The organism is Pseudomonas sp. PH1b, from assembly GCF_000633395.1.
In the GTDB taxonomy this organism is placed as follows: Bacteria; Pseudomonadota; Gammaproteobacteria; order Pseudomonadales; family Pseudomonadaceae; genus Aquipseudomonas.
In genome coordinates this window covers 1-26,198 of record NZ_AYMU01000028.1, presented here as the reverse complement: position 1 = coordinate 26,198, position 26,198 = coordinate 1, and the positions used below count along the sequence as shown (strand labels likewise).

Here is a 26,198-nt window from a genome sequence, read left to right as displayed (position 1 = left end):
GTTCCATGCGTAGCCCGCTGATTGCCGCCACCCTTGGCCTGCTGTTGTTGGCCGATGTGGCCCAGGCCCATACCCTGGTGGCCACCAGTAACATCATCGTCCGCGCTTCCGGCCGGACCATCGATTTCACCTCGGACACCACCACCTCGATCCGTGACTCGAAAGTCGTCCGTGAAGCCCACGATGATGCCGCCAGCTTCGTCGCCAGCAATGGCGATATCCGTGGCGCTCACCTGGAAGCCGCATTCGATGCCCTGCGCACCCAGCTACCGCAAGCCCGTGATGCCAGTGACCAGGTACTCGCCGAAGCCATCCTCGCCCTGTGAAACCACTTCTCGCCTGGCTGCTGGCCGGGACCCTGGCAGTGCTTTGCAGCACTGCCCAGGCCGACCTGCACTTGCGTCTCAAGACCGATGGCTTGAGCCCCGCACAGCAGCAAGCCAGCCAGGCGCTGCTGGATGAAGCGATGCAGGCCTTGCCGCCGCGCTTCATCCAGCAGCTGGACCGCACCATTGATGTCGGCTGGACCGACCAGATGCCCGACAACGCCTACGGTGAAGCGTCCCTGGTGTCGGAGCTGAACCTCAACCGTGCCCTGCTGGCCAGCCTGACCGACGGTTCCGCCGCTACCCAGAAGACCAGCCGCCCCCATGGCACCGTGCGCCGGGAAATGCTCGCCACCGTGCTCCATGAACTGACCCATATCTATGATCGCGCGCGGTTGTGGCCCAGTGCCGAGCGCCGCCTGATTCAGCGCTGCACCCGCAAGAACAACAGCTCCGGCTTGATCGGCCTACCGGATGAATGCCGAGGCCAGAACGATCGCCGCTTCACCCTCAGCGATGACCCGCGCTTGCTGGATCTGGCCGGCTGGCCGCAATACGTCGGTCGTCGTGGCGAGCGCGAACAGCACAACCGCCAGATAGCCCGCAGCCCGGACCTTTACGAGACCACCAACCCGAAAGAGTTCGTGGCAGTGAACATGGAGTACTTCCTCCTCGACGCGAGCTATGCCTGCCGACGCCCGGCGCTGTATCGCTACTACAAGGAGCATTTCGGCTGGGCCCCGGCGGCCAAGGACACCTGCGCCCAATCTTTCGCCTTCCTCAATGCCGGCAACGATTTCGCCAAGCAGCCCCTGGGGCAAGTGGATCCGGAACGGGTTTACGCCGTGGACTACCTGCTGGCCGAAGCCAACCAGAACTGGGTCAGCCGCTGGGGCCACAGCATGCTGCGCCTGGTGATCTGCGCCCCGGGGCGCCCCCGTGGACCGGATTGCCGGCTGGACCTGGACCAGCACCTGGTGCTGTCCTACCGCGCCTTTGTCGGCGACGTGCAGTTGTCCAGCTGGGATGGCCTGGTGGGCAAATACCCGTCGCGGCTGTTTGTCCTGCCGTTGTCCCAGGTCATCGACGAATACACCAAGACCGAGCTGCGCAGCCTCGCCTCGGTGCCCCTGAAGCTCTCGCGCAACGAGATCGAGGAAGTGGTGGAACACGCCGCCGAGATGCACTGGAGCTACGACGGCAACTATTACTTCCTGTCCAACAACTGTGCGGTGGAAAGCCTCAAGCTGCTGCGCAGCGGCAGCAACAACAAGCAGTTGATCGGCCTCGACAGCATCATGCCCAACGGCTTGCTGGAGGTACTGAAGGGCAGGGGGCTGGCCGATACCAGCGTTCTCGACGACCCTCGCGAAGCGCTGCGCCTGGGGTATCGCTTCGATTCCTTCCGCGATCGCTATCAGGCCATGTTCGAAGTGATCAAGAAGCGCTTGCCGATCAAGCAGACCAGCGTCGAAGACTGGCTGTCCCTCAGCGCAGCAGAGCGTCGCCAGTGGTTCGCCCAGGCCGATCTGCGCACCAGCGCCGCCTTGCTGTTGCTGGAGCAGGCGAGCTATCGCCGGCAACTGCTGCTGGCTCAGGACGAGGTCAAACAGCGCTACCTGGGGGCTCGCGAACTGCAGAACGGCGGCATGGAAAAAGCCAACAAGACCCTGCAGGAAATTCTCGCCAACAGTGGCTTCCTCAGCCGCCCGGCAGAACTGCTGGGCAGCAGCGGTTATGGCCTGCCACAGGCCAGTGAATGGCAGCGTCTGGAATCCGAAAGCAGCCAGCGGCAGAAACAGCTGCAATCGCTGACCGGTGACCTGGACAAGGAAGTACGGGCCCTGCTCGAACCTGCCAGGGCCGCCGAGATCGCCGCCAACGAGGCCAACCTGAAACAGGTGGGCGAGCACCTGCGAGCCTTGCACAAGGCCGCCGGCGGCCTTGAACTGCCTTGACTCCCTGAACCACACTCGGTGCTTTGCCCGCTAGCCGCCAGAAAGCCCCTCGTTTGCAGCGGATCCCTCCCTACGACTGCAGGATGCACGTCACCATGAACGCCACCAAGACCATCGCCGCGCGCTTAGGTTTCAGCATTCTAGGCACCCTGGCCCTGAGCCCGCCTGCCCAGGCCATCAAGGTAGTCCCCGATTTCGATACAGAGCCTGGCGCCGCCACGGTGTTCTGGAGCGCCTTCACCACAACCGGTCCGTTTATCGGCACCACGGTGACCTTCAATGAGCTGAGTGACAACGACAAGAAGAAGCTGCGACTGGCCCGCGATGACGCTGCGGCCTTTGTCGCCACCGATGCTGCCCTGCGCGGGGCGCGGCTTGAGTCGGCGCTGCTGATGTTGCGCCAGAAGGGCGGCCTGGATCACTACGATGACCTGGCCCTGGCCCTGGCGATCCTGGTTTCCACCCGCTGAGGCCGCCGGGCCATTGGCAACCTGACCCTCAATTGACAACAGTGCCCCAGGCCCAGCGCTGCCAAGCCGGCGACACACCAAACACAAACCCGTGGCGAGGGAACTTGCTCCCGCTGGACCACGCAGCAGCCCCATTCTTGGGACTCATTCATGCCCCCCTGGGTACAGGCAAAGCCTTCACCCTCTGCTGAACCGCATCAGCCCTGAGCTCTACCTATCACTGTGCAACCCGGCCGACAGGCGACGACGCTATAGCGTCTCTTGCGCCTCACCTGGCAACTGCTCATCCAGATGCAGCCAGGGCAAGCGGCTGTCGGTCCAGATATGCCGGTCCGCCGGTGCCCGCTCCGGGTGATCCAGGGTAGCGATGGTGACATCGATGCTGTCCGGGCTCAGGTGGGTGACCAGCGCCAGCTGGGCGCCACAGTTTCCACAGAAATAACGCGCACAGCTGCTGGACGAGTCATAGCGGGCCGGCGCGCCCTTCACCCAGGCAAACGCCGAGGCGGGCAGGGTGATCCAGGTGGTCACCAGGCCACCACTGACCCGCCGGCAGATCGAACAATGGCAGTGGGCGATATCCCGCAGCGGCCCGTGGAACTCGTAACGCAACTGCCCGCAGTGGCAGCCCCCCGTGTGCAATTCGCTCATTGGCATCGCTCCCTTGAAGTGCTGGCGATCACTGTATGCCGTCGATCGCTTCCTTGGACATCCACCCATTCCTTTGGGCGACGAAAGCTGGCTGAAAGCTTCCCCGATTAGGATCGCCCCCACTACCGGCAAAAGACCGGTTGGCCACAGTGGGCGTTTTGCGCTCCCGGCCCTATTAACAACAACAATGGTGATTCTGATGTTTGCTCGTACCCGCCTGTTCGCTTCGACTCCTCCCGTACGCCTCGTGCTTGCCGTCCTGCGCTGATCCCACCCGGTTCGCCATTCCCTAGCCGCGCTACGCCTGGAGTATCCCCATGCTGACTTTCCTTGGCTTTGCCATGGTCATCACCTTCATGTTCCTGATCATGACCAAGCGCCTGTCGGCGCTGATCGCCCTGATCATCGTGCCCATCCTGTTCGCGCTGTTCGGCGGTTTCGCGCCGAAGATCGGCCCGATGATGCTCGAAGGCATCACCAAGCTCGCGCCCACCGGCGTGATGCTGATGTTCGCCATCCTGTATTTTGCCCTGATGATCGACTCCGGCCTGTTCGACCCGGCCGTGCGCAAGATCCTCAAGCTGGTCAAGGGCGACCCGCTGAAGGTCTCGGTGGGCACCGCGGTGCTGGCCCTGGTGGTGTCCCTGGACGGTGACGGCGCCACCACCTACATGATCTGCGTGGCCGCCATGCTGCCGCTGTACAGCCGCATCGGCATGAGCCCGCGGATCATGGCCGGCCTGATCATCCTCGCTGGCGGGGTGATGAACATGACTCCCTGGGGCGGCCCCACCGCCCGCGCCGCCAGTGCGCTGCATGTGGACCCCTCGGACATCTTCGTACCGATGATCCCGGCCATGCTGGCCGGCGTGGTGGCGATCCTGGCAATCGCCTACCTGTACGGCAAGCGCGAGCGGGCGCGCCTGGGTGAGCTGCACCTGGCCAGCGACGAGATCGATCACAGCGAGATCAGCGTCTCGCAGTACCCGGATGCCCGCCGTCCGAAGCTGATCTGGTTCAACGGCGCCCTGACCTTTGTCCTGATGTGCACCCTGATCGCCGGCCTGCTGCCGCTGCCGGTGCTGTTCATGGTGGCCTTCAGCATCGCCATGATCGTCAACTACCCGTGCCTGCAACAGCAGAAAGACCGGGTCGCGGCACATGCCGGCAGCGTGTTGGCAGTGGTCGGGCTGATCTTTGCCGCCGGTATCTTCACCGGCATCCTGTCCGGCACCGGCATGGTCGACGCCATGTCCAAGAGCCTGCTGGCGGTCATCCCCGATGCCCTGGGCCCGTACCTGGCAGTGATCACCGCGCTGGTGAGCATGCCGTTCACCTTCTTCATGTCCAACGACGCCTTCTACTACGGCGTGCTGCCGGTACTGGCCGAAGCCGCCAGCCATTACGGCATCACTGCGGTGGAAATGGCCCGCGCGTCGATCGTCGGCCAACCCGTGCACTTGCTCAGCCCACTGGTACCCTCGACCTATCTGTTGGTGGCCCTGGCCGGGATCGAGTTCGGCGATCACCAGCGCTTCACCCTCAAGTGGGCAGTGCTGGTTTGCCTGTGCATAATGTTCGCCGCTTTGCTGATGGGGATTTTTCCGCTGTTCAGCACTCTATAAAAGCAATGATTCTCTGCCCTGGCCGGTTCCCCGGCCCGGGCCATAACACTCGCTCAAAGGAATACACATGGAATGGCTGACCAACCCGGAAATCTGGGTTGCCTTCTTCACCCTGACTGCCCTGGAGATCGTCCTGGGCATCGACAACATCATCATGATCTCGATCCTGGTCAGCCGCATGCCCAAGCACATGCAGGCGCGCACGCGGATCTTCGGTCTGGCGCTGGCGATGGTCACGCGGATTCTGTTGCTGTTGTCGATCACCTGGGTCATGCGCCTCACGGCCGACCTGTTCGTGGTGTTCGGCCAGGGCATTTCCGGGCGTGACCTGATCCTGTTCTTCGGTGGCCTGTTCCTGCTGTGGAAAAGCTCCCAGGAGATGTACCACGCCCTGGAAGGCGAGGACGAAACCCATGAGGAACCCAAGGGCAAGGGCGGCAACTTCCTCTACACCATCATCCAGATCGCCATTATCGACATCGTGTTCTCCCTGGATTCGGTGATCACCGCCGTGGGCATGGTTTCCCATGTGCCGGTGATGGTGGCGGCGATCGTCGTCGCTGTGCTGGTGATGATGCTGGCGGCCGGGACCATCAGCAATTTCATCGACAAGCACCCGTCGCTGAAGATGCTGGCGCTGTCGTTCCTGCTGGTGGTGGGTACCGTGCTGATCGCCGAAGCCTTCGAAGTGCACGTGCCAAAAGGCTACGTCTACTTCGCCATGGCCTTCTCCCTGGCGGTGGAAGCCATCAACATCAAGATGCGCACCGCCATCGCGAAAAAGAAAAAACAGCAGGACCCGGTGAAACTGCGCAAGGACATTCCCGGTCAATAACCCGAGAATGCGCTGAATGGAAAAGGGGCTTTCGGGCCCCTTTTCTGCGTCTGCAGGCAGCTGTTTTCATGACAGTTTTGTTTCAATCACCGGTTTGGCTGTGCGATGCTGGCGCCTCGTGCGTTAGCCAACTACAGCTTAAATACATAACGTAGAACGTCGCGCAACAACGTCCACTGGCCCCGCTTGGGGCACCTCACCCCAGGGGGGGCCTTTATGCTGACCCTGCTCAACCTGCTTTCCGCCGTAGCCCTGCTGATCTGGGGCACGCACATCGTCCGTACCGGCATCCTGCGGGTCTACGGCTCCAACTTGCGCCAGGTGATCGGCCAGAACATGGCCAAACGGCCACTGGCGTTTGTCGCCGGGATCCTGGTGACCGCCATGGTCCAGAGCAGCAACGCCACGGCGATGCTGGTGACCTCCTTTGTCGGCCAGGGACTGATGGCCCTGACCCCGGCCCTGGCGACCATGCTCGGCGCCGACGTCGGCACCGCGCTGATGGCCCGGGTACTGACCTTCGACCTGTCCTGGCTGTCGCCGCTGCTGATCTTCCTCGGGGTGATCTTCTTCCTCTCGCGCAAGCAGACCCGCGCCGGCCAGCTGGGCCGGGTCGGCATCGGCCTGGGCCTGATCATCCTGGCCCTGCAGCTGATCGTCGAAGCCGCCGCCCCCATCACCCACGCCCAAGGGGTGAAGGTGCTGTTCGCCTCGCTGACCGGCGACATCCTCCTGGATGCATTGATGGGCGCGGTGTTCGCCATGGTGTCCTACTCCAGCCTGGCGGCGGTGCTGCTCACCGCGACCCTGGCCGGCGCCGGCGTGATCAGCCTGCCGGTGGCCATCGGCCTGGTGATCGGCGCCAACATCGGCAGCGGGGTGCTGGCCTTCCTCAGCACCAGCATGCAGAACGCCGCCGGGCGCCAGGTGGCCCTGGGCAGCCTGCTGTACAAGCTCATCGGCCTGCTGCTGATCATCCCGGTGCTCGACCCGCTGGCCCACTGGATGGACAGCCTGAACTTCAGCCCCCAGGAAGTGGTGATCGGCTTCCACCTGCTGTACAACACCGCCCGCTGCCTGTTGCTGCTGCCTAGCGTTGGCCCCATGGCCCGGCTCTGTGCCTGGCTGCTGCCGGAACGGGCACAGGAAAATGGCCGCGCCCGGCCCCGGCACCTGGACCCCACGGCCCTGGTCACGCCAAGCCTGGCGCTGGCCAACGCGGCGCGGGAAACCCTGCGCATCGGCGACCTGATCGACAACATGCTGGAGGCCATGAGCGATGTGCTGCGGGGCAAGCAGACCGCCATCACCCAGGAAATGCGCGCCCTGAGCGACGACGTCGAGTCTCTGTACAGCGCCATCAAACTGTACCTGGCGCAAATGCCCCGGGAAGACCTCAGCGAACAGGACAGCCGGCGCTGGGCGGAAATCATCGAACTGGCGATCAACCTCAAACTGGCCAGCGACCTGATCGAGCGCATGCTGCGCAAGGTCCAGCAGCAAAAGACCTCGCAGCGCCGCTCCTTCTCCGAAGTCGGCCTGGAAGAGTTGACTGGCCTGCATGCCCAACTGATCGCCAACCTGCGCCTGGGGCTCTCGGTGTTCCTCAGCGCCGACCCGGAAAGCGCCCGCCAGCTGCTGCGGGAAAAACGCCGCTTCCGCGCCCAGGAACGGCGCCTGGCCCATGCCCACGTCAGCCGGCTGCAGCGCAAGATCGTCCAGAGCATCGAAACCAGCTCCCTGCACCTGGAGCTGATCGCCGACATGAAGCGCCTCAACTCGCTGTTTTGCAGCAGTGCCTATGTGGTCCTGGAAACCTCGGAAACCGGCGCCCTGGCCGTCGAGGACATGGCCGACATCACTCATTCACCCTGAACGTCCACAGTGATCGGAAGTCTGTAGAACTTACGCACGCCGTAAGGAAGCTTGTTATGCGTTGTCTGGTATTCGCCTGCCTGTTGCTGGGCAGTGCACATGGATGGGCCCTGGATCGCTTCCAGGTCGAAGGCTACACCCTGCCCAACGGCCTGCAGTTGCTGCTCAAGCCCGGCAGCGAACGCGGCCACGTGGCGATCCGCCTGGTGGTGGGCGTCGGCCTCGACGACTTTGCCTGTGCCGACAAGGAACTGCCCCACCTGCTAGAACACCTGCTGTTCAGTGGCATCGACGCCAGCGGTGAAGGGGGCCTGGAAGAGCGCATGCAAGCCTTGGGCGGCGAGTGGAACGCCTACACCAGCAACGCCGACACTACCTTCGTCATCGAGGCCCCGGCGAAAAACCAGCGCAAGGTCCTGGACCTGCTGATGTCACTGCTGAGCCGTACCCACCTCGACGATAACGCCGTGGCCGCCGCCAAGCAGGTGGTAGAGCGCGAGGGCGGCGGCCACTATTCGCACCTGCAGCGTTGGCTCGACCGCCAGGACCTGGGGCACAAAGCGAGCAACCAGCTGGCCGTGGAACTGGGGCTCAAATGCGCCGAACGTGCCGAAGTCGGCCAGTTGACCCTGGCCCAGCTGGAGCAGGTGCGCAATGACTGGTATGCCCCCAACAACATGACCCTGATCGTGGTCGGTGAGCTGGACCGCCTGCTACCGGCCTACCTGGAGCGCACCTATGGCGCGCTGGAGCCGGTGGAACCCAGCGAACACCGCGAGCTGCCGCAGATCCAGGGCACCGCGGCAGCCGAGCGCGACCTGATCCATGGCTGGGTCGGGCAGGGCGCCCAGTTGCACTGGCTGTTCCCCGAACCCCTGCTGGACCAGCAGCATGACGAAACCTTCGACCTGCTCAAGGACTATCTGGACTGGGCACTGTATCGCCAGTTGCGCCTGGAGCACGAACTGTCCTACGGGCCCTGGAGCGACCGGGAAGTCTTCGGCAGCGTCGGTTTTCTCAGCCTGAATGCCGACCTTGAACGCGATGCTCTGCCCCAGGCCCGACAAGTGATCGAACAACTCAAGGCGCACCTGCTCAAGGACGGCCTCGACCCAGCCACCTTCGCGCGCCTCAAGCAGGCAGCCATCGACCGCCAGGCCTGGGCGGTACAGGGCAACAGCGCCCTGGCCGACTACTACTGGAGCGCCCTGGGCGACTTCGACAACGGGCGCTTCAGCGACCCGGCCAAGCGCCTGCGAGCAGTGAGCCTGGAGCAGGCCAACCTGGCCCTGCGCCAATTGCTGCAACAACCCGGCTACCTGCGCATCGAAAAGCCCCTGTTGAGCGACGAGCAACTGCTCTGGCTGATCGGTGGCCTGCTGGCCCTGGTCGTGCTCGCCAGCTTCGGCATTTACCTGCTGCGCCGCCGGGCCCACTGACCCGTGGCGAGGGAGCTTGCTCCCGCTGGGCTGCGCGGTAGCCCCAAGGACAGGGCCGTGCAATCACATGGGGCGGATTACCTCGTCAACGCGTGCGCACCTGAGCAAGCGCCCTCGCCACGAGCGGCGGCCAACGTTATCCTGTCGCGGTTTTTCCCTGCCCAGACTGTGATCCTGCCCGATGCCTAACCTGAACCTCGTTATTCAGCGCATTCTCGAACTGATGAAGCGCTACCCGGGGATCATTGCACTCGGTGGTTTCATCTCTGGGGTCGGCAGCTTCATCCTGGTGGACCGCCAGCAGAGCCTGGCCTCATGGATTGCCGTGATCCTGCTGGTGAGCTGGGTCTGGCTGATGCTGGAAAACAGCCTGACCCAACTGTTCACCAAGGTCTTCAAGCGCGAGATCCCGCAGCCGCTGCTGCGCTACGCAACGCAGATGATCCACCAGGAAAGCCTGTTCTTCGTCCTGCCGTTCTTCTTCATCACCACTCGCTGGGACAGCGGCCAACTGGTGTTCACCGGGCTGCTGGGGGCCGCGGCGCTGATCTCCATCATTGACCCGCTGTACTACAAGTGGCTGGCGCCGCGCCGCTGGCTGTTCCTCGCACTGCACACCCTGACGCTGTTCGCCGCATTGCTCACGGCGCTGCCGCTGATCCTGCACCTGACCACCGCTCAGAGCTTCAAGCTGGCCCTGGGCACCGCGATGCTCCTGTCCTTCCCCAGCCTGGCCTCGATCCTGCCGATCCGCAGCCTGCGCAGCGCCCTGACAGTGCTGGCCATTACCCTGGCCATCGGCAGCACCGGCTGGCTGCTGCGCTCCTGGGTGCCGCCGGCCACCCTGTGGCTGACCGAGGACGCCATCAGCACCCAGCTTCAGGGCCGTACGCCAGGCGACAGCCTGGAGCAGCTCACCGTCAGCCAGGCCCGCAGCAACGGTGTGTACGCCTATACCGCGATCAACGCACCACGAGGGCTGGACGAGCGCATCTACCATGTCTGGCAGTTCAACGGCAGCGAGGTCGATCGGGTCGCCCTGGATATCCACGGCGGGCGCAAGGAGGGCTATCGTGCCTGGTCCCACAAGCAGAACTTCCCGGCCAACCCGGCCGGCAAGTGGCAGGTGCGGGTTATCACCGAGGACGGCCAGATGATTGGCGTGCTGCGCTTCGAGATCACCGATCCAGGTCAAGATGCGGCCAAGACCGGCGAGGCAAAGTAGACGGGATCGTGCTATTAGGTAGCACTGCGAAATCGCCACACAAGCTTGGAGCTTATGACTATCCGCGTGACGCCCGGCACCGCTCAACTGGATACCGCCCGTTCCCCGGCGCAACTGCGCATCGCCGGAGACTGGACGCTGGCCCACTACAGCGACCTCAAGCGCCTCAGCCAGACCCTGAGCGGCCACTACGACAGCAGCACCCACATCGACCTCAATGGCCTGGGTGCCCTGGACACCGCCGGGGCCTCGCTGCTGGTGGAACTGTTGGGGGCCGAGCGTCTCGGCCAATCCGCGGAGCACCCCGACTGCACCCTGTCCGCCGCCGACCGGGCGCTGCTGCAAACGGTCTACAGCTCGCTTAACGACTTCTGCGTGCCGGTCAAGGAGCCGGAGATCTCGGTCAGCGTCCAGCTGCTCTCGCGCATCGGCAGCGCGGTCTACACCGTCTGGCAGGATTCCCTGAAAGTCCTCGGCTTCATCGGCCTGATCCTCGAGACCCTGGCTCGCGGCCTGCTGCGCCCCCGGCGCTGGCGGATCACGCCGGTGGTCGCGCACATCGAACAGACCGGGCTCGACGCCGCGCCCATCGTCGCCCTGCTGACCTTCCTGGTGGGGGCCGTGGTGGCCTTTCTCGGCGCCACGGTCCTGGCCAACTTCGGCGCCAGCATCTTTACCGTGGACCTGGTGGCGTTCTCCTTCCTGCGGGAGTTCGGCGTGCTGCTGACCGCGATTCTCATGGCCGGGCGCACTGCCAGTGCTTTCACGGCACAGATCGGCTCGATGAAGGCCAACGAAGAGATCGACGCGATTCGCACCCTGGGCCTGGACCCGGTGGAATTGCTGGTACTGCCTCGGGTCCTGGCCTTGCTGATCTCGTTGCCGATGCTGACCTTCCTCGCGATGCTCTCGGGGATTGTCGGCGGGGCGGTGGTCTGCGCCCTGTCCCTGGATATCTCGCCGGCGATGTTCCTCTCCCTGCTGCATTCGGACATCGGCGTTAAGCACTTTCTGCTGGGCCTGGTCAAAGCGCCGATCTTTGCCTTCCTGATCGCTGCCATCGGCTGCCTGGAAGGCTTCAAGGTCAGTGGCAGTGCCGAGTCGGTGGGCGCCCACACCACCTCCAGCGTGGTGCAGTCGATCTTTGTGGTGATTGTCATCGACGCCGTCGCTGCGCTGTTCTTCATGGAGATGGGCTGGTGAGCCGCCTGCCGCGCGAGCCGGCCCCGGCGGTGATCGAGGTCCGTGGCCTGTGCAACCGCTTTGGCAAGCAGAGCGTGCACGAGAACCTCGATCTGGACGTATACAAGGGCGAGATCCTCGGTGTGGTCGGCGGCTCCGGCAGCGGCAAGTCGGTGCTGCTGCGCAGCATCGTCGGCCTGCGCCAGCCCAGCGAAGGTTCGGTACGGGTCTTCGGCCAGGACCTGCCGAGCCTGCCGGAACAGCAACGCTCGCTGATCGAACGGCGCTTCGGCGTGCTGTTCCAGAAGGGCGCCTTGTTCACCTCCCTGACCGTGACCGAGAACGTCGCCCTGCCTCTGATCGAGCACGCCGGGCTGTCCCGCGCCGATGCCGAGCACCTGGCGGCGGTGAAGCTGGCCCTGGCCGGGTTGCCCCTGTCGGCGGCCGACAAGTATCCGGCCTCGCTGTCCGGCGGCATGATCAAGCGCGCCGCCCTGGCCCGGGCCCTGGCCCTGGACCCGGACATCCTGTTTCTCGACGAGCCCACCGCCGGCCTCGACCCGGTGGGCGCTGCGGCCTTCGACCAGTTGATCCTGACCCTGCGCGACGCCCTGGGCCTGAGTGTGTTCCTGGTCACCCACGACCTCGATACGCTCTACACCATCACCGATCGGGTGGCGGTGCTGGCACAGAAGAAAGTCCTGGTGGCCGCCCCCATCGACCAGGTTGCCGAAACCGACGACGCCTGGATCCACGAATACTTCCACGGCCCACGCGGCCGCGCGGCCTACCTGGCCGCGACCCAGACCAACGAGGGATGACATGGAAACCCGAGCCCATCATGTTCTGATCGGCCTGTTCACCGTGATCGTGGTGGCCGGCGCCTTGCTGTTCGGGCTGTGGCTGGCCAAGTCCAGTGTCGACAGCGCCTTCCAGGACTACGAGATCGTCTTCAACGAAGCCGTCAGCGGCCTGTCCAAGGGCAGCGCGGTGCAGTACAGCGGGATCAAGGTTGGCGATGTGGTCAGCCTGCGCCTGGACCCCCAGGACCCGCGGCGGGTACTGGCCCGTATCCGCCTGGGCAGCGAGACACCGATCAAGGAAGACACCCAGGCCAAGCTGGCCCTGACCGGCATCACCGGCACCTCGATCATCCAGCTCAGCGGCGGCACGCCCCAGAGCCCGAGCCTCAAGGGCAAGGACGGCAAGCCGCCGACCATCATCGCCTCGCCATCGCCCATCGCCCGCCTGCTGAACAACAGCAATGACCTGATGACCAGCGTCAACCTGCTGCTGCACAACGCCAACCGGATGCTCTCCCCCGACAACGTGGCCCGGGTCAGCAAGACCCTGGACAACCTGCAGCAGACTTCCGCCAGCATTGCCGAACAACGTGGCGACCTGCGCCAGCTGATGCAGCAACTGGGGACCATCACCAAGCAGACCAGCGCCATGCTTGAGCAGACCACCACCCTGATGCGCAACGCCAATGGCCTGCTCAACGACCAGGGCAAGCAAATGTTCGGCAGTGCCGAGAACGCCATGCACTCCCTGGAGCAGACCAGCGCCACCCTCAACAAATTGCTGGCCGACAACCAGGATTCGCTGAACAACGGCATGCAGGGCCTCAACGGCCTGGCGCCGGCAGTGCGCGAACTGCGCGACACCCTGAGTTCGCTGCGGGCCATCTCGCGCCGCCTGGAGGCCAATCCCGGCGGCTACCTGCTGGGCAACGATCAGAACAAGGAGTTCACGCCATGAAGCGTGCCTATCGGCTCTTCGCCCCCTTGACCCTGGGCGCAACCCTGGCGCTGACCAGCGCCTGCTCGATCCTGCCCAAGGGTGAGCCGCTGGATGTCTACCGCTTGCCGGTCGGGCAAAGCGCCGCCTCGCCTGCGGCCAAGGCTCAGACCTGGTCCCTGCAACTGCTCAAGCCCCAGGCCAGCGACGCCCTGAACAACGCACGAATCGCGGTGATTCCCCAAGGCAACCTGATCAGCAGCTACAAGGCTTCACGCTGGAGCGACCCGGCGCCGATCCTGCTGCGCAACCGCCTGCTGGACGGTTTCCAGCGCGATGGCCGGGTGCAGTTGCTGAGCACCGACGACAGCAATCTGCAGACCGACCTGGCCCTGGGCGGCGACCTGCAGGCGTTCCAGACCGAGTACCAGGGCAGCACGGCCCAGGTGGTGATTCGCCTGGATGCGCGGCTGATTCGCGGGTTTGACCAGAAGATCCTTGCCAGCCGGCGCTTTGAAGTGCGTCAGCCGTTGAGTGAGACCCAGGTGCCGGCGGTGGTGACAGTCTTTGGCCAGGCCAACGATGCGCTGACCCGGCAGGTGGTGGATTGGGCCGTGGGGCAGGGGAGCCTGGCGCTGAAGCGTTAAGGACCCTTTCCCCGGCAAGCCGGCGCCTACAAATGTTCTAGGCGCCGGCTTGCCGGCGAACACCCGCTCAACTCAACCAAAGAACCAGTAGCAGACCCCGATCGCCGCCACCACGCCGGCGAATTCCGCCAGCAAGGCACAGCCCACCGCGTGCCGCACCCGCTGGATGCCCACCGCGCCGAAGTAGACCGCCAGCACATAGAAGGTGGTTTCGGTACTGCCCTGGATGGTCGCGGCCACCAGGGCCGGGAAGCTGTCCACGCCCTGGCTCTGCATGGTTTCGATGAGCATCGCCCGCGCCGCGCTACCGGAGAACGGCTTGACCAGAGCGGTGGGCAGGGCATCGACGAAGCGCGTGTCCCAACCGGCCCATTCCACCAGGTGGCGAATCCCGTCGAGGCCAAAATCCAGGGCCCCGGAAGCCCGCAGCACACCGATCGCGCAGAGCATGGCCACCAAGTACGGCAGCAGGTTCTTGGCGACATCGAAGCCTTCTTTGGCGCCCTCGACAAAGGCCTCGTAGACCTTGACCTTGCGCAGCGCGCCAACCACCAGGAACAGCATGATCAGGCCGAACAGCGTGAGGTTGCCGAGGATTGACGACAAGGACGCCAGGGCCGTGGCCGACAGGGTCGCCAGCAAGGCCATGAAGGCGCCCAGGGCCAGGGCACCGGGAATCAGATAGGCCAGCACCACCGGGTCCCACAGCCGCAGGCGCTGCATCACTGCCACCGACAGCAGGCCCACCAGGGTCGAGGCGCTGGTGGCCAGGAGAATTGGCAGGAACACCAGGGTCGGGTCCGCGGCGCCCTGCTGGGCGCGGTACATGAAGATGGTCACCGGCAGCAGGGTCAGGGAAGAGGCGTTGAGCACCAGGAACAGGATCTGCGCGTTACTCGCGGTGGTGGCACTGGGGTTGAGCTCCTGCAGGGCGCGCATGGCCTTGAGGCCGATGGGCGTGGCCGCGTTGTCCAGGCCCAGGCCGTTGGCCGCGAAGTTCAGGGTGATCAGGCCCAGGGCCGGGTGCCCAGGCGGCACTTCCGGCATCAGACGCTTGAACAGCGGCCCCAGGACCTTGGCCAGCCACTCGACGATCCCGGCCTTCTCGGCGATGCGCAGAAAGCCCAGCCACAGGGTCAGGGTGCCGAACAGCAGCACCATGACCTCGACCGACAGCTTGGCCATGGCGAAGATGCTTTCGACCATGGCGGCGAAGATCCCGGCGTTGCCGCCCACCAGCCACTGCGCCAGGGCTGACACGGTTGCAACGATAAAAAAGCCAAGCCACAGGCCATTGAGCATCGGTCATATCCCTCGGAAGATGCGGCGAATGATAGCGGGGCGGGCAGAAACGACAAACCCCGGATTGACCGGGGTTTGTCTGCATCGCGGAACCGGCTCGCCGGCCCCTGCGCTGAGGTGTCAGCCTTTGGAGACTTCGCCGGCCGGCAGCTTCTCTTTGCTGCGCCAGTGCGGCAGGGAGTTCCAGTAGCGCTGGCCCTTGGCATCGTCGTACATGCCTTCCCAGCGGGAGATGACCAGGACCGCCAGGGCGTTGCCGATCACGTTCAGGGCGGTACGCGCCATGTCCATCACACGGTCGACACCGGCGATGAACGCCAGGCCTTCCAGGGGAATGCCCACGCTGCCCAGGGTTGCCAGCAGCACCACGAAGGACACGCCCGGAACCCCGGCGATGCCTTTGGAGGTGACCATCAGGGTCAGCACCAGCAGCAGTTGCTGGCTGATGGACAGGTCGATGCCGTACAGCTGGGCGATGAAGATCGCCGCGATGCTCTGGTACAGGGTCGAACCGTCGAGGTTGAACGAGTAGCCGGTCGGCACCACGAAGCTGCAGATGGCTTTCGGCGCGCCGTAGGCTTCCATCTTCTCGATCACCCGCGGCAGCACGGTTTCCGAGCTGGCGGTGGAGTAGGCCAGGACCAGCTCATCCTTGAAGATGCGCATCAGCTTGATCACCGAGAAGCCGAACAGGCGGGCGATCAGGCCGAGGATCACGAAGGCGAAGAAAGCGATGGCCACGTACACCAGGATCACCAGCTTGGCCAGCGGCAGCAGGGAGGCGAAACCGAAGTTGGCGACGGTCACCGCGATCAGCGCGAACACACCGATAGGGGCGTAGTTCATGATCATGTGGGTGACTTTGAACATGCTTTCCGAGACGCCCTGGAACATCTTCACCAGGGGTTCGCGCAGGTCCGACTGCAGGCTCGACAGGCCCAGGCCGAAGAGCACCGAGAAGAAGATGATCGGCAGCATCTCGCCGCGAGCCATGGCCGCGAAGATGTTCGACGGGATCAGGTTGAGGATGGTCTCGATGAACGCGTGTTCATGCTGCACTTCGGCAGCAGTGGCCTGGTACTTGGAGATATCCACGGTACCCAGGGTGCTCATGTCGATGCCTGCGCCCGGGTGGAACAGGTTGGCCAGCAGCAGGCCGACAACGATCGCGATGGTGGTCACGACTTCGAAGTAGATGATGGTCTTGAGGCCGATGCGGCCGAGCTTCTTGGCGTCACCGACACCGGCGATGCCGACGATCAGCGAAGAGATGACGATCGGGATCACGATCATCTTGATCAAGCGGATAAAGATATCGCCCGCAGGTTGCAGGACGTTGCTGATCCACCAGGCCTTTTCAGCACTGAAATGATTGAGCAGCGCGCCGATCGCAATCCCCAGGACCAGACCGATGAGGATCTGCCAGGCGAGGCTTAATTTTGCCTTCTTCATATCATTACCCTTACTTCAGTTGGACTCGGGCTGATGCGCGAACTGGAACGCTCAATGGCGGAAAAGTTTGTGCATCGTCCCCCGTATAAGGTCATCCCGAGCGAGCAATTACGGCTCTCTGCAGGCGAAAAAAGGCGCAACTATTCCGATGCAAGGGAAGCGCGTCTAATGCCGTAAACGCCTACCCTATGCCGAATCGGCATGAGATTTTGCAAACAAAACGAGCGTCCCAACCGGTTCGAATACGACATTTCGGCAGGCAGAAATACCGTGAAACGGCCATTTCAGGCGGCGTGCAGGCTTGTCGGGAGGGTCAGGAAATGGTCTAAAAATGCTCAGGAAAGTTCTGATTCAGGCGCCTGGGATCGATCCGGATTTTCTACAAAGTTTCTCGATATACGGTCGCAGAGAAACAAGCGGAAACGTTTGATCGGAGTCAAAGGAAGATTTTTTCCCGAGAAATGACCGACGAGCGTATGCCGACGGCTCTAATACAAGTCTTTGCCGGTTCAAGCACGCCGCAGGTCCATCAAGTCGAAATCGACTTGGGAACCTGCGCCGCCGCTCTTTCCTGACCCGGCCCTTGCGGAGGCACTCCCTGTACCCCTAGGTCACTCCGATCACCTGTGGATCAGAACATCCCGGCCCCTTGGTCATGCACTCGCCCTCCTCGGGCGGTGCAACAGGCGCAAGCCCCTTGGAGGCTTCCTCCTATTCCTGGTGATGAGTCCACACCTTGAACTCAGTACCAGTTCGGGTCTTTCCTCAGCTGCTCCTTGAGCAAGGCTTGCATGCCTTGATCGGGTTTGCCGAGGAAACGGTAGTTGGCATGGCGGGTGGGCGACTTGTCTGCGGGCAGCCCCGCCGGCACGTCCACCAACATGGCATAGGCATGTTTCTTGTCGAAGCCGAAGGCGACTATCAAGCGCTGGCTCTGGCAGCTCTGGGCGGACTCACACAGCGGCCCTACCAGGTACTGATCGCCCTCTTCGGTCACGGCGTTCATTTGTTGAGCATCACCCGACAGGTTCATCACCCATTCGGGCAGGCGCTCTTCCTTGCGCACCACCTCCTGCCAGGTTTCACGAAACTGTGGATCCGAATCCAGCAGCTGATTGGCTCGCGACTGGCCATCATTGGCCGCCGACGCCAGGGTACTGACACCCAGCAACAGCGTGGCGGCCAAGGTCTTCAACGAGGCACTCATGGTCAGCCTCGGCCACGACGGCCAAAGAAGAACGAAGCGATGAACATCACCAGGAACACGACAAAGAGAATCTTGGCGATACCCGTGGCGGTGCCCGCGATACCACCGAAGCCCAGTACTGCAGCGACAATGGCAATGATCAGGAATGTGATTGCCCAGCTCAGCATGATGATTCTCCTTACTCTTCTATAGGGGGTGCTGCCGGTGAAGCCAGCCGGGCGCCGCAGGTGCGGGCCAGGCCTTGGTGCCTAGAACACCCAGCGCTCCTGACGGGGTGCGTCCAGCGCGGGTTGCGCCTGGTCGACCGCCATCAGTTGCAGGGGGGTGGCGTCGTTGAGCTGGCGGCTCATCGAACTGAAATGGGTTTGGGTAGCATGGTGCATCGGCAGTCGTGGAGCGGGGACTTCACTGTCCTGCCAACGGATGAATTGCTGCCCGGCAATCAGCGTGACCAGCAGCGCAAGGCTGGCAAACAGGGCCTGCTGCAGATGCAGTGGCGAAATACGCAGTTGGGCAAGACGTTGGCGGTTCATCCTGAAACTCCTCCGACACCAGTGACGATGTTGTTATGGAAGCCATTGCGGCGCTTCTCGATAGGAGGGTTGTTGCAGTCTGCATGCCAGCTTTTAGGTTGAGATTATTTTCAATAAAATCAATTACTTACGATCAAGCAAAAGATGCTCCTCTTACGCATCCTGCACGATGCCCCCGAGCAGACCGTGCGAATTGCACGATCGCGCAACCGTTTATTGGATGCTTTTTGATCACAGTGGGAACTTTGCCGATCGGCCAGCAGCCTGATACAGACCCAGGTAACGTCTATCCTTGGCAAAACACCCAATAATTCAGACTGTTAGCCACTCCAGGCGGAGATATCCAACCCGCGAGCGGTGGAATCAATCAGAATCAACCTTGCAACTTGCCCGATTTTTCCGGGACTAAATAAGATCATTTATTAAAGGAGCCGAGGAAATGCAGTCAGCGCCGGAGAATCAGGGCCGCATCCTTCTGGTGGATGACGAATCCGCAATCCTTCGCACCTTCCGCTATTGCCTGGAAGACGAGGGCTACACCGTGGCCACAGCCAACAGCGCGGCCCAGGCGGACGCTCTGCTGCAACGCCAGGTGTTCGACCTGTGCTTCCTTGACCTGCGCCTGGGCGAAGACAATGGCCTCGACGTGCTCGCGCAGATGCGCACCCAGGCACCCTGGATGCGGGTAGTGATCGTCACCGCCCATTCCGCCGTGGACACCGCGGTCGACGCCATCCAGGCCGGCGCCGCCGACTACCTGGTCAAGCCCTGCAGCCCCGACCAGCTGCGCCTGGCCACTGCCAAGCAACTGGAAGTGCGCCAGCTCTCGGCGCGCCTGGAAGCCCTGGAAGGCGAGGTGCGCAAACCCAAGGACGGCCTGGACTCCCACAGTCCGGCCATGAAAGTGGTACTGGAGACTGCCCGCCAGGTGGCCAGCACGGACGCCAACATCCTGATTCTCGGTGAGTCCGGCACCGGTAAAGGCGAACTGGCACGGGCCATCCATGGCTGGAGCAAGCGGGCGAAGAAATCCTGCGTGACCATCAACTGCCCGTCCCTGACCGCCGAACTGATGGAAAGCGAGCTCTTCGGCCACAGCCGCGGCGCCTTCACCGGGGCCAGCGAGAGCACCCTGGGCCGGGTCAACCAGGCCGATGGCGGGACCCTGTTTCTCGACGAAATCGGCGACTTCCCCCTGACCCTGCAGCCCAAGCTGCTGCGCTTTATCCAGGACAAGGAATATGAGCGGGTCGGCGACCCGGTGACCCGCCGCGCCGATGTGCGCATCCTCGCCGCTACCAACCTCAACCTTGAGGACATGGTGCGCGATGGGCGTTTCCGTGAAGACCTGCTGTACCGCCTCAATGTGATCACCCTGCACCTGCCGCCCCTGCGCGAGCGCAGCGAAGACATCCTGACCCTGGCCGATCGCTTCCTGGCACGCTTCGTCAAAGAATATTCGCGACCGGCGCGAGGCTTCAGCGACGAGGCTCGGGAAGCCCTGCTGAACTACCGCTGGCCGGGCAATATTCGCGAGTTGCGCAACGTGGTGGAGCGGGCAAGCATCATCTGTCCCCAGGAGCGGGTGGAAATCAGCCACCTGGGCATGAGTGAGCACGTCACCAACAACGCCCCGCGGATCGGCGCCGCCTTGAGCCTGGACGAGCTGGAGAAGGCCCATATCGGCGCTGTCCTGGCCACCAGCGACACCCTCGACCAGGCGGCAAAAACCCTGGGCATCGACGCTTCGACGCTGTACCGCAAGCGCAAACAGTACAACCTGTGAGCAACACCCTATGAAGTTAGCGATGAAACTGCGCACTCGGCTGTTTCTGAGCATCTCGGCGCTGATGACCGTGGCCCTGCTGGGGCTGATACTCGGATTGGTCAGCGTGATGCAGATGGCCAGCACCCAGGAATCGCTGATCCGCAACAACTTCATCACCCTCGACCTGGGGCTCAAGCTGCGCCAGACCCTGGGGGACCAGCTGATCCTCATGCTCAGCAACAAGCCCGACCGTGCGGCCCTGGAAACCTCCAGGCAGCACTACCTGGAGCTGCTCGACCAGGGGATCGCCCACGAGCAGCAGAACCCGGGGCAAAGCGGTTTCACGCAGGCTCGCAGCGACTACCTGAGTTTTTTCCAGGCCTTCGAACACAACAGCCTCCCCAACGGACTGAGTGACAACAACGAGCTGACCGAGCGCTTCAATACCTTGCGCAATGGGCTGATCAACGAGCACAAGCAGGCCCTGGACAACATCAACCAGGTGCAGCACCAGTCACGCGACCGGGCCCTGCTGGTGGCCGGCTTGCTCGGCCTGGTGGGCCTGGCGGTACTGATCATCGGTTTCATCACCGCCCACGCCATCGCCCGGCGCTTTGGCGGGCCGATCGAAGCCCTGGCCAAGGCCGCGGACAAGATCGGCGAAGGCAATTTCGATGTCACCCTGCCAATCTCGGCGGCAGCGGAAATGAACCTGCTGACCCGGCGCTTCGGCATCATGGCCGAAGCCCTGCGCCAACATCAGGCAACCAATGTCGACGAACTGCTGGCAGGTCAGCAGCGCCTGCAGGCGGTGCTCGACAGCATCGACGACGGCTTGCTGATGATCGACCGCCAAGGCCGCCTGGAACACCTCAACCCGGTGGCCCAGCGGCAACTGGGCTGGGACCAGGAGCGCCTCGGCCAGGGCCTGGGCAGTGCCCTGCAGCGTCCGGAGCTGGACGAGCAACTGCAGCTGGTGCTGCGTGGCGGCAACCTGGAACGGGCTCCGGAAGACCTGGATGTCGAGGTCGACGGCGAGTCGCGCCTGCTGACTTACAGCCTGACCCCGGTCAGCCATACCCAGGGGCATATTCTTGGCGCGGTGATGGTCCTGCATGACGTGACCGAACAACGGGCCTTCGAACGGGTCCGCAGCGAGTTCGTGCTGCGCGCCTCCCATGAACTGCGCACCCCGGTCACGGGCATGCACATGGCGTTCGGGCTGCTGCAGGAGCGCCTGCACTTTGCCGAGGAATCCCGCGAGGCCGACCTGCTCAATACGGTCAACGAAGAGATGCAGCGCCTGATGCAGTTGATCAACGACCTGCTGAACTTCTCCCGCTACCAGAACGGCCTGCAGAAACTCAGCCTCGCCCCCTGTTCCCTGGATGAGCTGCTGGAACAGGCACAGGGACGCTTCACCGAACAGGCTCAGCAGCAAGGCATCAACCTGCTGCTGGAGATCCAGGCGCCTCTGCCGCGCCTGCATGCCGACCGGCCACAGCTGGAACGGGTGCTGGACAACCTGATCGACAACGCCTTGCGCCATACCGCCGGCGGCGGCCAGATCCGCCTGCAGGCTCGACGCCACGGCGAGCGGGTGATCGTCAGCGTCGAGGACAATGGCGAGGGCATCGCCTACGGTCAGCAAGGACGGATCTTCGAACCCTTTGTCCAGGTGGGCCGCAAGAAGGGCGGTGCCGGGCTGGGGCTGGCGCTGTGCAAGGAAATCGTCCAGCTCCATGGCGGGCGCATGGGCGTCTACTCAAGACCCGGGCAGGGCACTCAGTTCTATTTGGCTCTGCCGCTGTAGAACGTCAGGCTTCATCGTCCAGGCGCCTGGCCACCAGGCGTCGCCCACGGGTGATCATCTCGGTGAACTGCAAGGCGCTCAAGGCATGGGCGAACAACCAGCCCTGGCCATAGCTCACCCCCTCGCTGCTGAGCAACAGCGCCTGGTCTTCAAACTCGATGCCCTCGGCAATCACCTTGAGCTTCAGGGCGTGGGCCATGCGGATGATGTGGGGCGCCACGCCGCTACTGGCGGCATCGTGTCCCAGGGCATCGATGAAGGCCTTGTCGATCTTCAGGCAGTCCACCGGCAGGCTTTGCAGGTAGGCCAGGCTGCAATAACCGGTGCCAAAGTCATCGATCAGCACCTGATGCCCGACATCGCGCAGAGCCTGCAGGTTGTCACGCGCCACCACCACATCGATCAGGCCACGCTCGGTCACCTCGAAGGCAATCTGCCGCGCCGCCACCTGGTGCAACGCTAGCAGCCGCGCCATGACCAGGCCGATACGCGGCACCATCACGTCGCAGGCCGCCAGGTTGACCGAGATGTACAGCTGCGGATTGGCTCGCAACACATGCCCCAGTTGCTCCAGCAGGCGCTGCAGGACGAAGTCGGTGATCTGGCGGATCTGCCCGGTATTCTCCGCCAGCGGGATGAACAGGTCGGGGCTGGTCAGGGTGCCATCCGGACGGCGCCAGCGCAGCAGGGCCTCGGCCCCCACACAAAGGCGGCTGCTCAGGTCGAAGATCGGCTGGTACAGCACCTGCAGCTCTCCGCGCCGCAAGGCCCCCTGCAACTCCGCCCCCAATGACAGGCGCTGGCGTGCCAGCTGATAGACCAGGCCGCCGATGAACAGCGCGAGCAACAGGCTGATCGGTAACAGCCACCACCAGCCGTCCAGCAGCTTCGCTTGCATGCTGGCCCGGGGGGTCACCAGCACCAGCTGATACTCGGGGTTCCGGGTCGGCATGCGATAGACCAACAGGTCAGGGGTGACCTGCAACGGCCCGTCGCGACCGCCCCGCCAGGGCTCCACAGGCGGCCATGCCCGGGCCGGGCCCAGCACCGGGATCGCCCGGGCCCCGTGATCCACCACCACCATCAGGCTACCGCCTGCCGGCAGGTCGACCACATCGGTCAAATGCCCGCGGGAAGTGGCCACGCGAAAATTGCCCCGGCCCAGCATCAGCGCGGCAAGGTTCTCGTTGGGCTGGGTCGAGGTATTGAGCCAGTAGCTATAGGTCGGCCCGTGAATGTCCGGGGCCCTGAGGGAGGGCCGCAGGTTCTGCCGTGGCCAGTTGGAACAGGTTTGAGTGGCATCCATGTAGACCGCTTCATATATGAAGCGGTAGCTGTAGCTGACCTGCTGCAGGATCGCGATCATGTCCGCATTGCACTCGCGCAGCGGCTGGGCCTCCAGCGCGTCCAGGCCTTCGCGCAGCTGGCCGAACAGTTGCTCCAGACGCTCCAGGAAACGCTGGCCCTGGGCATTCATCTGCTCGCTTTCCCGTTGCTGGACCTGATGCATCGCCACCCCGGCGCTGCCCAGCACCAGCACCGCCGCACTCAACACAGCCGCCAGCGTCGCCAGCAACCAAGGGCGATGGAACCAGGTACGCAGGGGCTCGCGAGAGGCCAGCATCATGGGAGATCCGAAGGATTACCAATGAGTTATAGCAACTGATTGGGCAATCGACGCGGACCGTCCGGCGGCGTCATTATTCTGTCTGGTTGAGGACCATCAGGATCGCCGCGCTCTGCGCATCCGGCGTGCCATCGAAGAGGGTCGGTCGGTAGTGCATCTGGAAGGCTGCCAGCACATTCCGGGTCGCAGTATCCAGTTCACCGGTCTGCGGGGTGGTGTAGCCCAGCTGCGCCAGTTGCTGCTGGAACCAGCTGACGCTCGGCAGGCTCGCGGCAAATGCCGCCTGCTGTGCCGCCACCGCCTGGGCGTTGGGCCACAGGCCAAGCCCGGCATCGGCCAAGCGTTTCCAGGGGAACAGCGGGCCCGGATCGAGCTTGCGCTGGGGCGCGATGTCACTGTGGCCAATGATGTGACGCGGGGAGATGTTGTTGCGCTTGCTGATGTCCTTGAGCAGCACGATCAGGTTCTGCACCTGTGCTTCGCTGTAGGGGTACCAGAGCCGGCCGGTGGGGCCGTCACGGAAGCCCGGGTTGACGATTTCGATACCAATCGAGCTGGAGTTGAGCCAGGTGCGGCCCTGCCACTGGCTTTCGCCGGCGTGCCAGGCACGGTACTGCTCGTCCACCAGTTTGTAGATGGTGGCGGACTTGTCGTCGCCAATCAGGTAGTGACTGCTGACCTGCCCGTGGGTCAGCAAGGCCAGGGAGCGCTCCAGGGACGCCGAGGTGTAGTGCACGATGATGAATTGGGCACGCTGGTCGTAGTTGACCGATGGATGGCTGGTGTCGATGCGTGGGCCGCTGGAACAGCCGGCAAGAAGCAGGAGCGAGAAAGCGAGAACGAGAAGTTTCATGGCAAAGGGCAGTACGCTGAAAACGGGAATGCAACAGTGTAACGTACTGATCCCGGCACAATGGGCAAAACAATGCTTTCAGACAGGAAGCAGCAGGCGCTTCAGCCTGCCTCCACTCGGTTGCGCCCCGCATCCTTGGCCCGGTACAGCGCCTGATCGGCTCTTTTGATCACCAGTTCACTGCGATCACCGGCCTTGAACGCACTCAAGCCGACCGACACGGTTATGGTCACCGGCTCGCCCTTGAAGTGAAACGGGCAGGCCTCGATCGCCGCTCGCAGGTTTTCCACCAGGCGCACACCCGCCGGCCACGGGGTATCGGGCATCAGCAGGACAAACTCCTCGCCGCCAAACCGGGCGATGAAGTCGCTGCCCCGCAGACGCTTGCGCAGCACAGTGGCGATGATCTTCAGCACCTTGTCGCCGGCCAGGTGACCGTAGTTGTCGTTGATCCGCTTGAAATGATCGAGGTCGAGCATGGCCAGCAGCAGGCTGTTGCCGTGTTGCTGCCATTGCGCGACTTCATGTTCCAGGCGCTCGCTCCAGGCCGCACGATTGGGCAGGCCGGTCAGCGGGTCGATCAAGGCTTTCTGGCGCTGCTCTTCCAGGTGCTCACGATAGCCCTGGGCTTCCTGCTCCATGCTCGAGACTCGCTCCGCCAGGCTCTGCAAGCGGGCGGCCACCTCCTTCTCGCGCTCCTCGCGCTGCTGTTGATGCTGGTCCATGGTGCCCAACAGGCCTTCCAGATGGCTTTCCAGTACCTGTTTCAGGTCATCCAGGTCAGCCGCGTCCTGCACGCTGCTCTGCAGCCCATCGACCTGCTCACGGATCTGGGTGTCCATGGCGCGCGCTGCCGAATGGCTGTCGGCATGACCGTCGCTGGCGGCCTGCAGGTTGCTCTGGAAAGCCTCCAGGCGCTCGTTGAGGTGCTTGAGGTAGTTCTCGAACTCATGCTGGCCCGAATCGGTGATTGCCAGCATCAACACCGCCAGATCATCGAGGATCGGCAACAATTCGTACCAGTTCAGACCATGTTGCAGACGATCACGCATGGCCTCGGCCTGGGGCCGGTGGCGCTCCGGCAGGCTCAGGTCATCGAGCAAGCCCAGCAGGGTGTCCTCGATGTGCTTGGCCACCGAACTGTAGGAAGGCTCGGGGGAGTCGGGCAGCGCGTAGAGCACATCCTGCTCCGGCTGCTCCGGATCGATGGCGGCCAGAGCCTCGGCCATCACCGCCGGCAACGGCAGGCTGTCGAGCAACACCGCAGGCGGCACCCGCGGAACGGGTAGCAATTCGTCGGGGTTGAGCGGGGCAGCCTCGACCGCAGCCTCAGCCACGGGCCCAGGTGGCGCCTCCACCGAAACGGCTTCGTTGGCGGCCAGCGCCACGGGCTCCAGCTGTGCAGGCACAGGTTCTGGAGGTTCATCCTCAATCCGCGGGGCAGGCTCGGGTTCGGGCACTTGGGCCTGTTCCAGAACGGGCGGCGAGACTGCCGCGATCGGCGCTTGGGAAGGCATGCTGAAGGCTTCGGGCTCAACACTCGTGACCGGTTCGATAGCAAGTTCCGGCGCGACTTGCGGCTCTTCTCTGGTCGGCGCCGGTGCTACGGGTGCTACGGGTGCTAAGGGTGCTAAGGGTGTGGGTGCGGGTGTGGGTGCGGGTGCGGGTGC

At 63.6% G+C, this 26,198-nt stretch carries 23 protein-coding genes; 14 read left to right on the top strand and 9 right to left on the bottom strand.

Translation table 11 applies throughout. The features are described from left to right. The first annotated feature begins 5 nt into the window (after window positions 1-5). The 3 genes from U873_RS0129875 (at window position 6) to U873_RS0129865 (ending at window position 2,754) form a co-directional block, all read left to right on the top strand. Window positions 6-326, top strand: a complete 321-nt coding sequence (locus tag U873_RS0129875; protein WP_025131741.1) for a DUF2388 domain-containing protein — start codon at window positions 6-8, stop codon at window positions 324-326. Further along, window positions 323-2,284, top strand: a complete 1,962-nt coding sequence (locus U873_RS0129870) for a DUF4105 domain-containing protein (protein ID WP_025131740.1) — start codon at window positions 323-325, stop codon at window positions 2,282-2,284. The genes U873_RS0129875 and U873_RS0129870 overlap by 4 nt, the downstream gene beginning before the upstream one ends. 95 nt (window positions 2,285-2,379) lie before the next feature. Further along, complete coding sequence (locus U873_RS0129865) at window positions 2,380-2,754, top strand: DUF2388 domain-containing protein (protein WP_025131739.1); 375 nt, start codon at window positions 2,380-2,382, stop codon at window positions 2,752-2,754. 249 nt (window positions 2,755-3,003) lie between these two features. Here the strand turns inward: U873_RS0129865 and U873_RS0129860 are convergent, their stop codons facing one another. Beyond that, complete coding sequence (locus U873_RS0129860) at window positions 3,004-3,405, bottom strand: GFA family protein (protein ID WP_025131738.1); 402 nt, start codon at window positions 3,403-3,405, stop codon at window positions 3,004-3,006. A gap of 317 nt (window positions 3,406-3,722) precedes the next feature. Between U873_RS0129860 and U873_RS0129855 the strand changes: the two genes are divergently transcribed. The 9 genes from U873_RS0129855 to U873_RS0129815 all read left to right on the top strand — a co-directional run bounded on the left by U873_RS0129855 (window position 3,723) and on the right by U873_RS0129815 (window position 13,973). Further along, window positions 3,723-5,030 carry a CitMHS family transporter gene (locus tag U873_RS0129855; protein WP_025131737.1) on the top strand — a complete coding sequence of 436 codons (1,308 nt, stop codon included), beginning with the start codon at window positions 3,723-3,725 and terminating at the stop codon, window positions 5,028-5,030. A gap of 67 nt (window positions 5,031-5,097) precedes the next feature. Continuing rightward, window positions 5,098-5,865 carry a TerC family protein gene (locus tag U873_RS0129850; RefSeq protein ID WP_025131736.1) on the top strand — a complete coding sequence of 256 codons (768 nt, stop codon included), beginning with the start codon at window positions 5,098-5,100 and terminating at the stop codon, window positions 5,863-5,865. A 216-nt stretch (window positions 5,866-6,081) separates the two neighbouring features. After that, complete coding sequence (locus U873_RS0129845; RefSeq protein ID WP_025131735.1) at window positions 6,082-7,740, top strand: Na/Pi cotransporter family protein; 1,659 nt, start codon at window positions 6,082-6,084, stop codon at window positions 7,738-7,740. Window positions 7,741-7,796: 56 nt separating this feature from the next. After that, entirely contained in the window at window positions 7,797-9,179 is a 1,383-nt protein-coding gene (locus U873_RS0129840) for a pitrilysin family protein (RefSeq protein WP_025131734.1), read from the top strand. A gap of 181 nt (window positions 9,180-9,360) precedes the next feature. After that, window positions 9,361-10,404, top strand: coding sequence for a DUF5924 family protein (locus tag U873_RS0129835; RefSeq protein WP_025131733.1), 1,044 nt, complete (start codon window positions 9,361-9,363; stop codon window positions 10,402-10,404). A 54-nt stretch (window positions 10,405-10,458) separates the two neighbouring features. Beyond that, window positions 10,459-11,607 carry an ABC transporter permease gene (locus U873_RS0129830; RefSeq protein ID WP_025131732.1) on the top strand — a complete coding sequence of 383 codons (1,149 nt, stop codon included), beginning with the start codon at window positions 10,459-10,461 and terminating at the stop codon, window positions 11,605-11,607. Next, window positions 11,604-12,407 carry an ABC transporter ATP-binding protein gene (locus tag U873_RS0129825; protein WP_025131731.1) on the top strand — a complete coding sequence of 268 codons (804 nt, stop codon included), beginning with the start codon at window positions 11,604-11,606 and terminating at the stop codon, window positions 12,405-12,407. Before U873_RS0129830 ends, U873_RS0129825 begins: the two co-directional genes overlap by 4 nt. Before the next feature lies 1 nt (window position 12,408). After that, complete coding sequence (locus U873_RS0129820; RefSeq protein ID WP_025131730.1) at window positions 12,409-13,347, top strand: MlaD family protein; 939 nt, start codon at window positions 12,409-12,411, stop codon at window positions 13,345-13,347. Further along, the gene (locus U873_RS0129815; RefSeq protein WP_025131729.1) at window positions 13,344-13,973 is read left to right on the top strand and encodes an ABC-type transport auxiliary lipoprotein family protein; all 630 of its coding nucleotides are present in this window, start codon (window positions 13,344-13,346) and stop codon (window positions 13,971-13,973) included. Before U873_RS0129820 ends, U873_RS0129815 begins: the two co-directional genes overlap by 4 nt. 72 nt (window positions 13,974-14,045) lie before the next feature. Here U873_RS0129815 and U873_RS0129810 read toward each other — a convergent pair whose 3' ends face one another. The 5 genes from U873_RS0129810 to U873_RS0129790 all read right to left on the bottom strand — a co-directional run bounded on the left by U873_RS0129810 (window position 14,046) and on the right by U873_RS0129790 (window position 18,467). Then, entirely contained in the window at window positions 14,046-15,275 is a 1,230-nt protein-coding gene (locus U873_RS0129810; protein WP_025131728.1) for a nucleoside recognition domain-containing protein, read from the bottom strand. 120 nt (window positions 15,276-15,395) lie between these two features. Continuing rightward, complete coding sequence (gene gltP / locus U873_RS0129805) at window positions 15,396-16,727, bottom strand: glutamate/aspartate:proton symporter GltP (protein ID WP_025131727.1); 1,332 nt, start codon at window positions 16,725-16,727, stop codon at window positions 15,396-15,398. Window positions 16,728-17,469: 742 nt separating this feature from the next. Beyond that, window positions 17,470-17,934: an inhibitor of vertebrate lysozyme family protein gene (locus U873_RS0129800; protein WP_025131726.1), complete on the bottom strand. Its 465-nt coding sequence runs from the start codon at window positions 17,932-17,934 to the stop codon at window positions 17,470-17,472. 2 nt (window positions 17,935-17,936) lie between these two features. Continuing rightward, the gene (locus U873_RS35555) at window positions 17,937-18,101 is read right to left on the bottom strand and encodes a DUF1328 domain-containing protein (RefSeq protein WP_003170804.1); all 165 of its coding nucleotides are present in this window, start codon (window positions 18,099-18,101) and stop codon (window positions 17,937-17,939) included. Window positions 18,102-18,182: 81 nt separating this feature from the next. Further along, window positions 18,183-18,467: a hypothetical protein gene (locus tag U873_RS0129790; protein ID WP_025131725.1), complete on the bottom strand. Its 285-nt coding sequence runs from the start codon at window positions 18,465-18,467 to the stop codon at window positions 18,183-18,185. A gap of 439 nt (window positions 18,468-18,906) precedes the next feature. Between U873_RS0129790 and algB the strand changes: the two genes are divergently transcribed. Beyond that, the gene (gene algB / locus U873_RS0129785; RefSeq protein ID WP_025131724.1) at window positions 18,907-20,253 is read left to right on the top strand and encodes a sigma-54-dependent response regulator transcription factor AlgB; all 1,347 of its coding nucleotides are present in this window, start codon (window positions 18,907-18,909) and stop codon (window positions 20,251-20,253) included. 10 nt (window positions 20,254-20,263) lie between these two features. Beyond that, window positions 20,264-22,048, top strand: a complete 1,785-nt coding sequence (locus tag U873_RS0129780; protein WP_025131723.1) for a KinB sensor domain-containing domain — start codon at window positions 20,264-20,266, stop codon at window positions 22,046-22,048. 4 nt (window positions 22,049-22,052) lie between these two features. Here the strand turns inward: U873_RS0129780 and U873_RS0129775 are convergent, their stop codons facing one another. The 3 genes from U873_RS0129775 to U873_RS0129765 form a co-directional block, all read right to left on the bottom strand. Further along, window positions 22,053-23,672, bottom strand: coding sequence for an EAL domain-containing protein (locus tag U873_RS0129775; protein ID WP_025131722.1), 1,620 nt, complete (start codon window positions 23,670-23,672; stop codon window positions 22,053-22,055). A gap of 76 nt (window positions 23,673-23,748) precedes the next feature. After that, on the bottom strand, window positions 23,749-24,528 hold the full coding sequence (locus U873_RS0129770; protein WP_025131721.1) for an N-acetylmuramoyl-L-alanine amidase: 780 nt from the start codon (window positions 24,526-24,528) through the stop codon (window positions 23,749-23,751). A gap of 101 nt (window positions 24,529-24,629) precedes the next feature. Next, window positions 24,630-26,198, bottom strand: a 1,569-nt coding sequence (locus U873_RS0129765; RefSeq protein WP_029978751.1) for a GGDEF domain-containing protein, incomplete at its 5' end; no start/stop codon positions are given.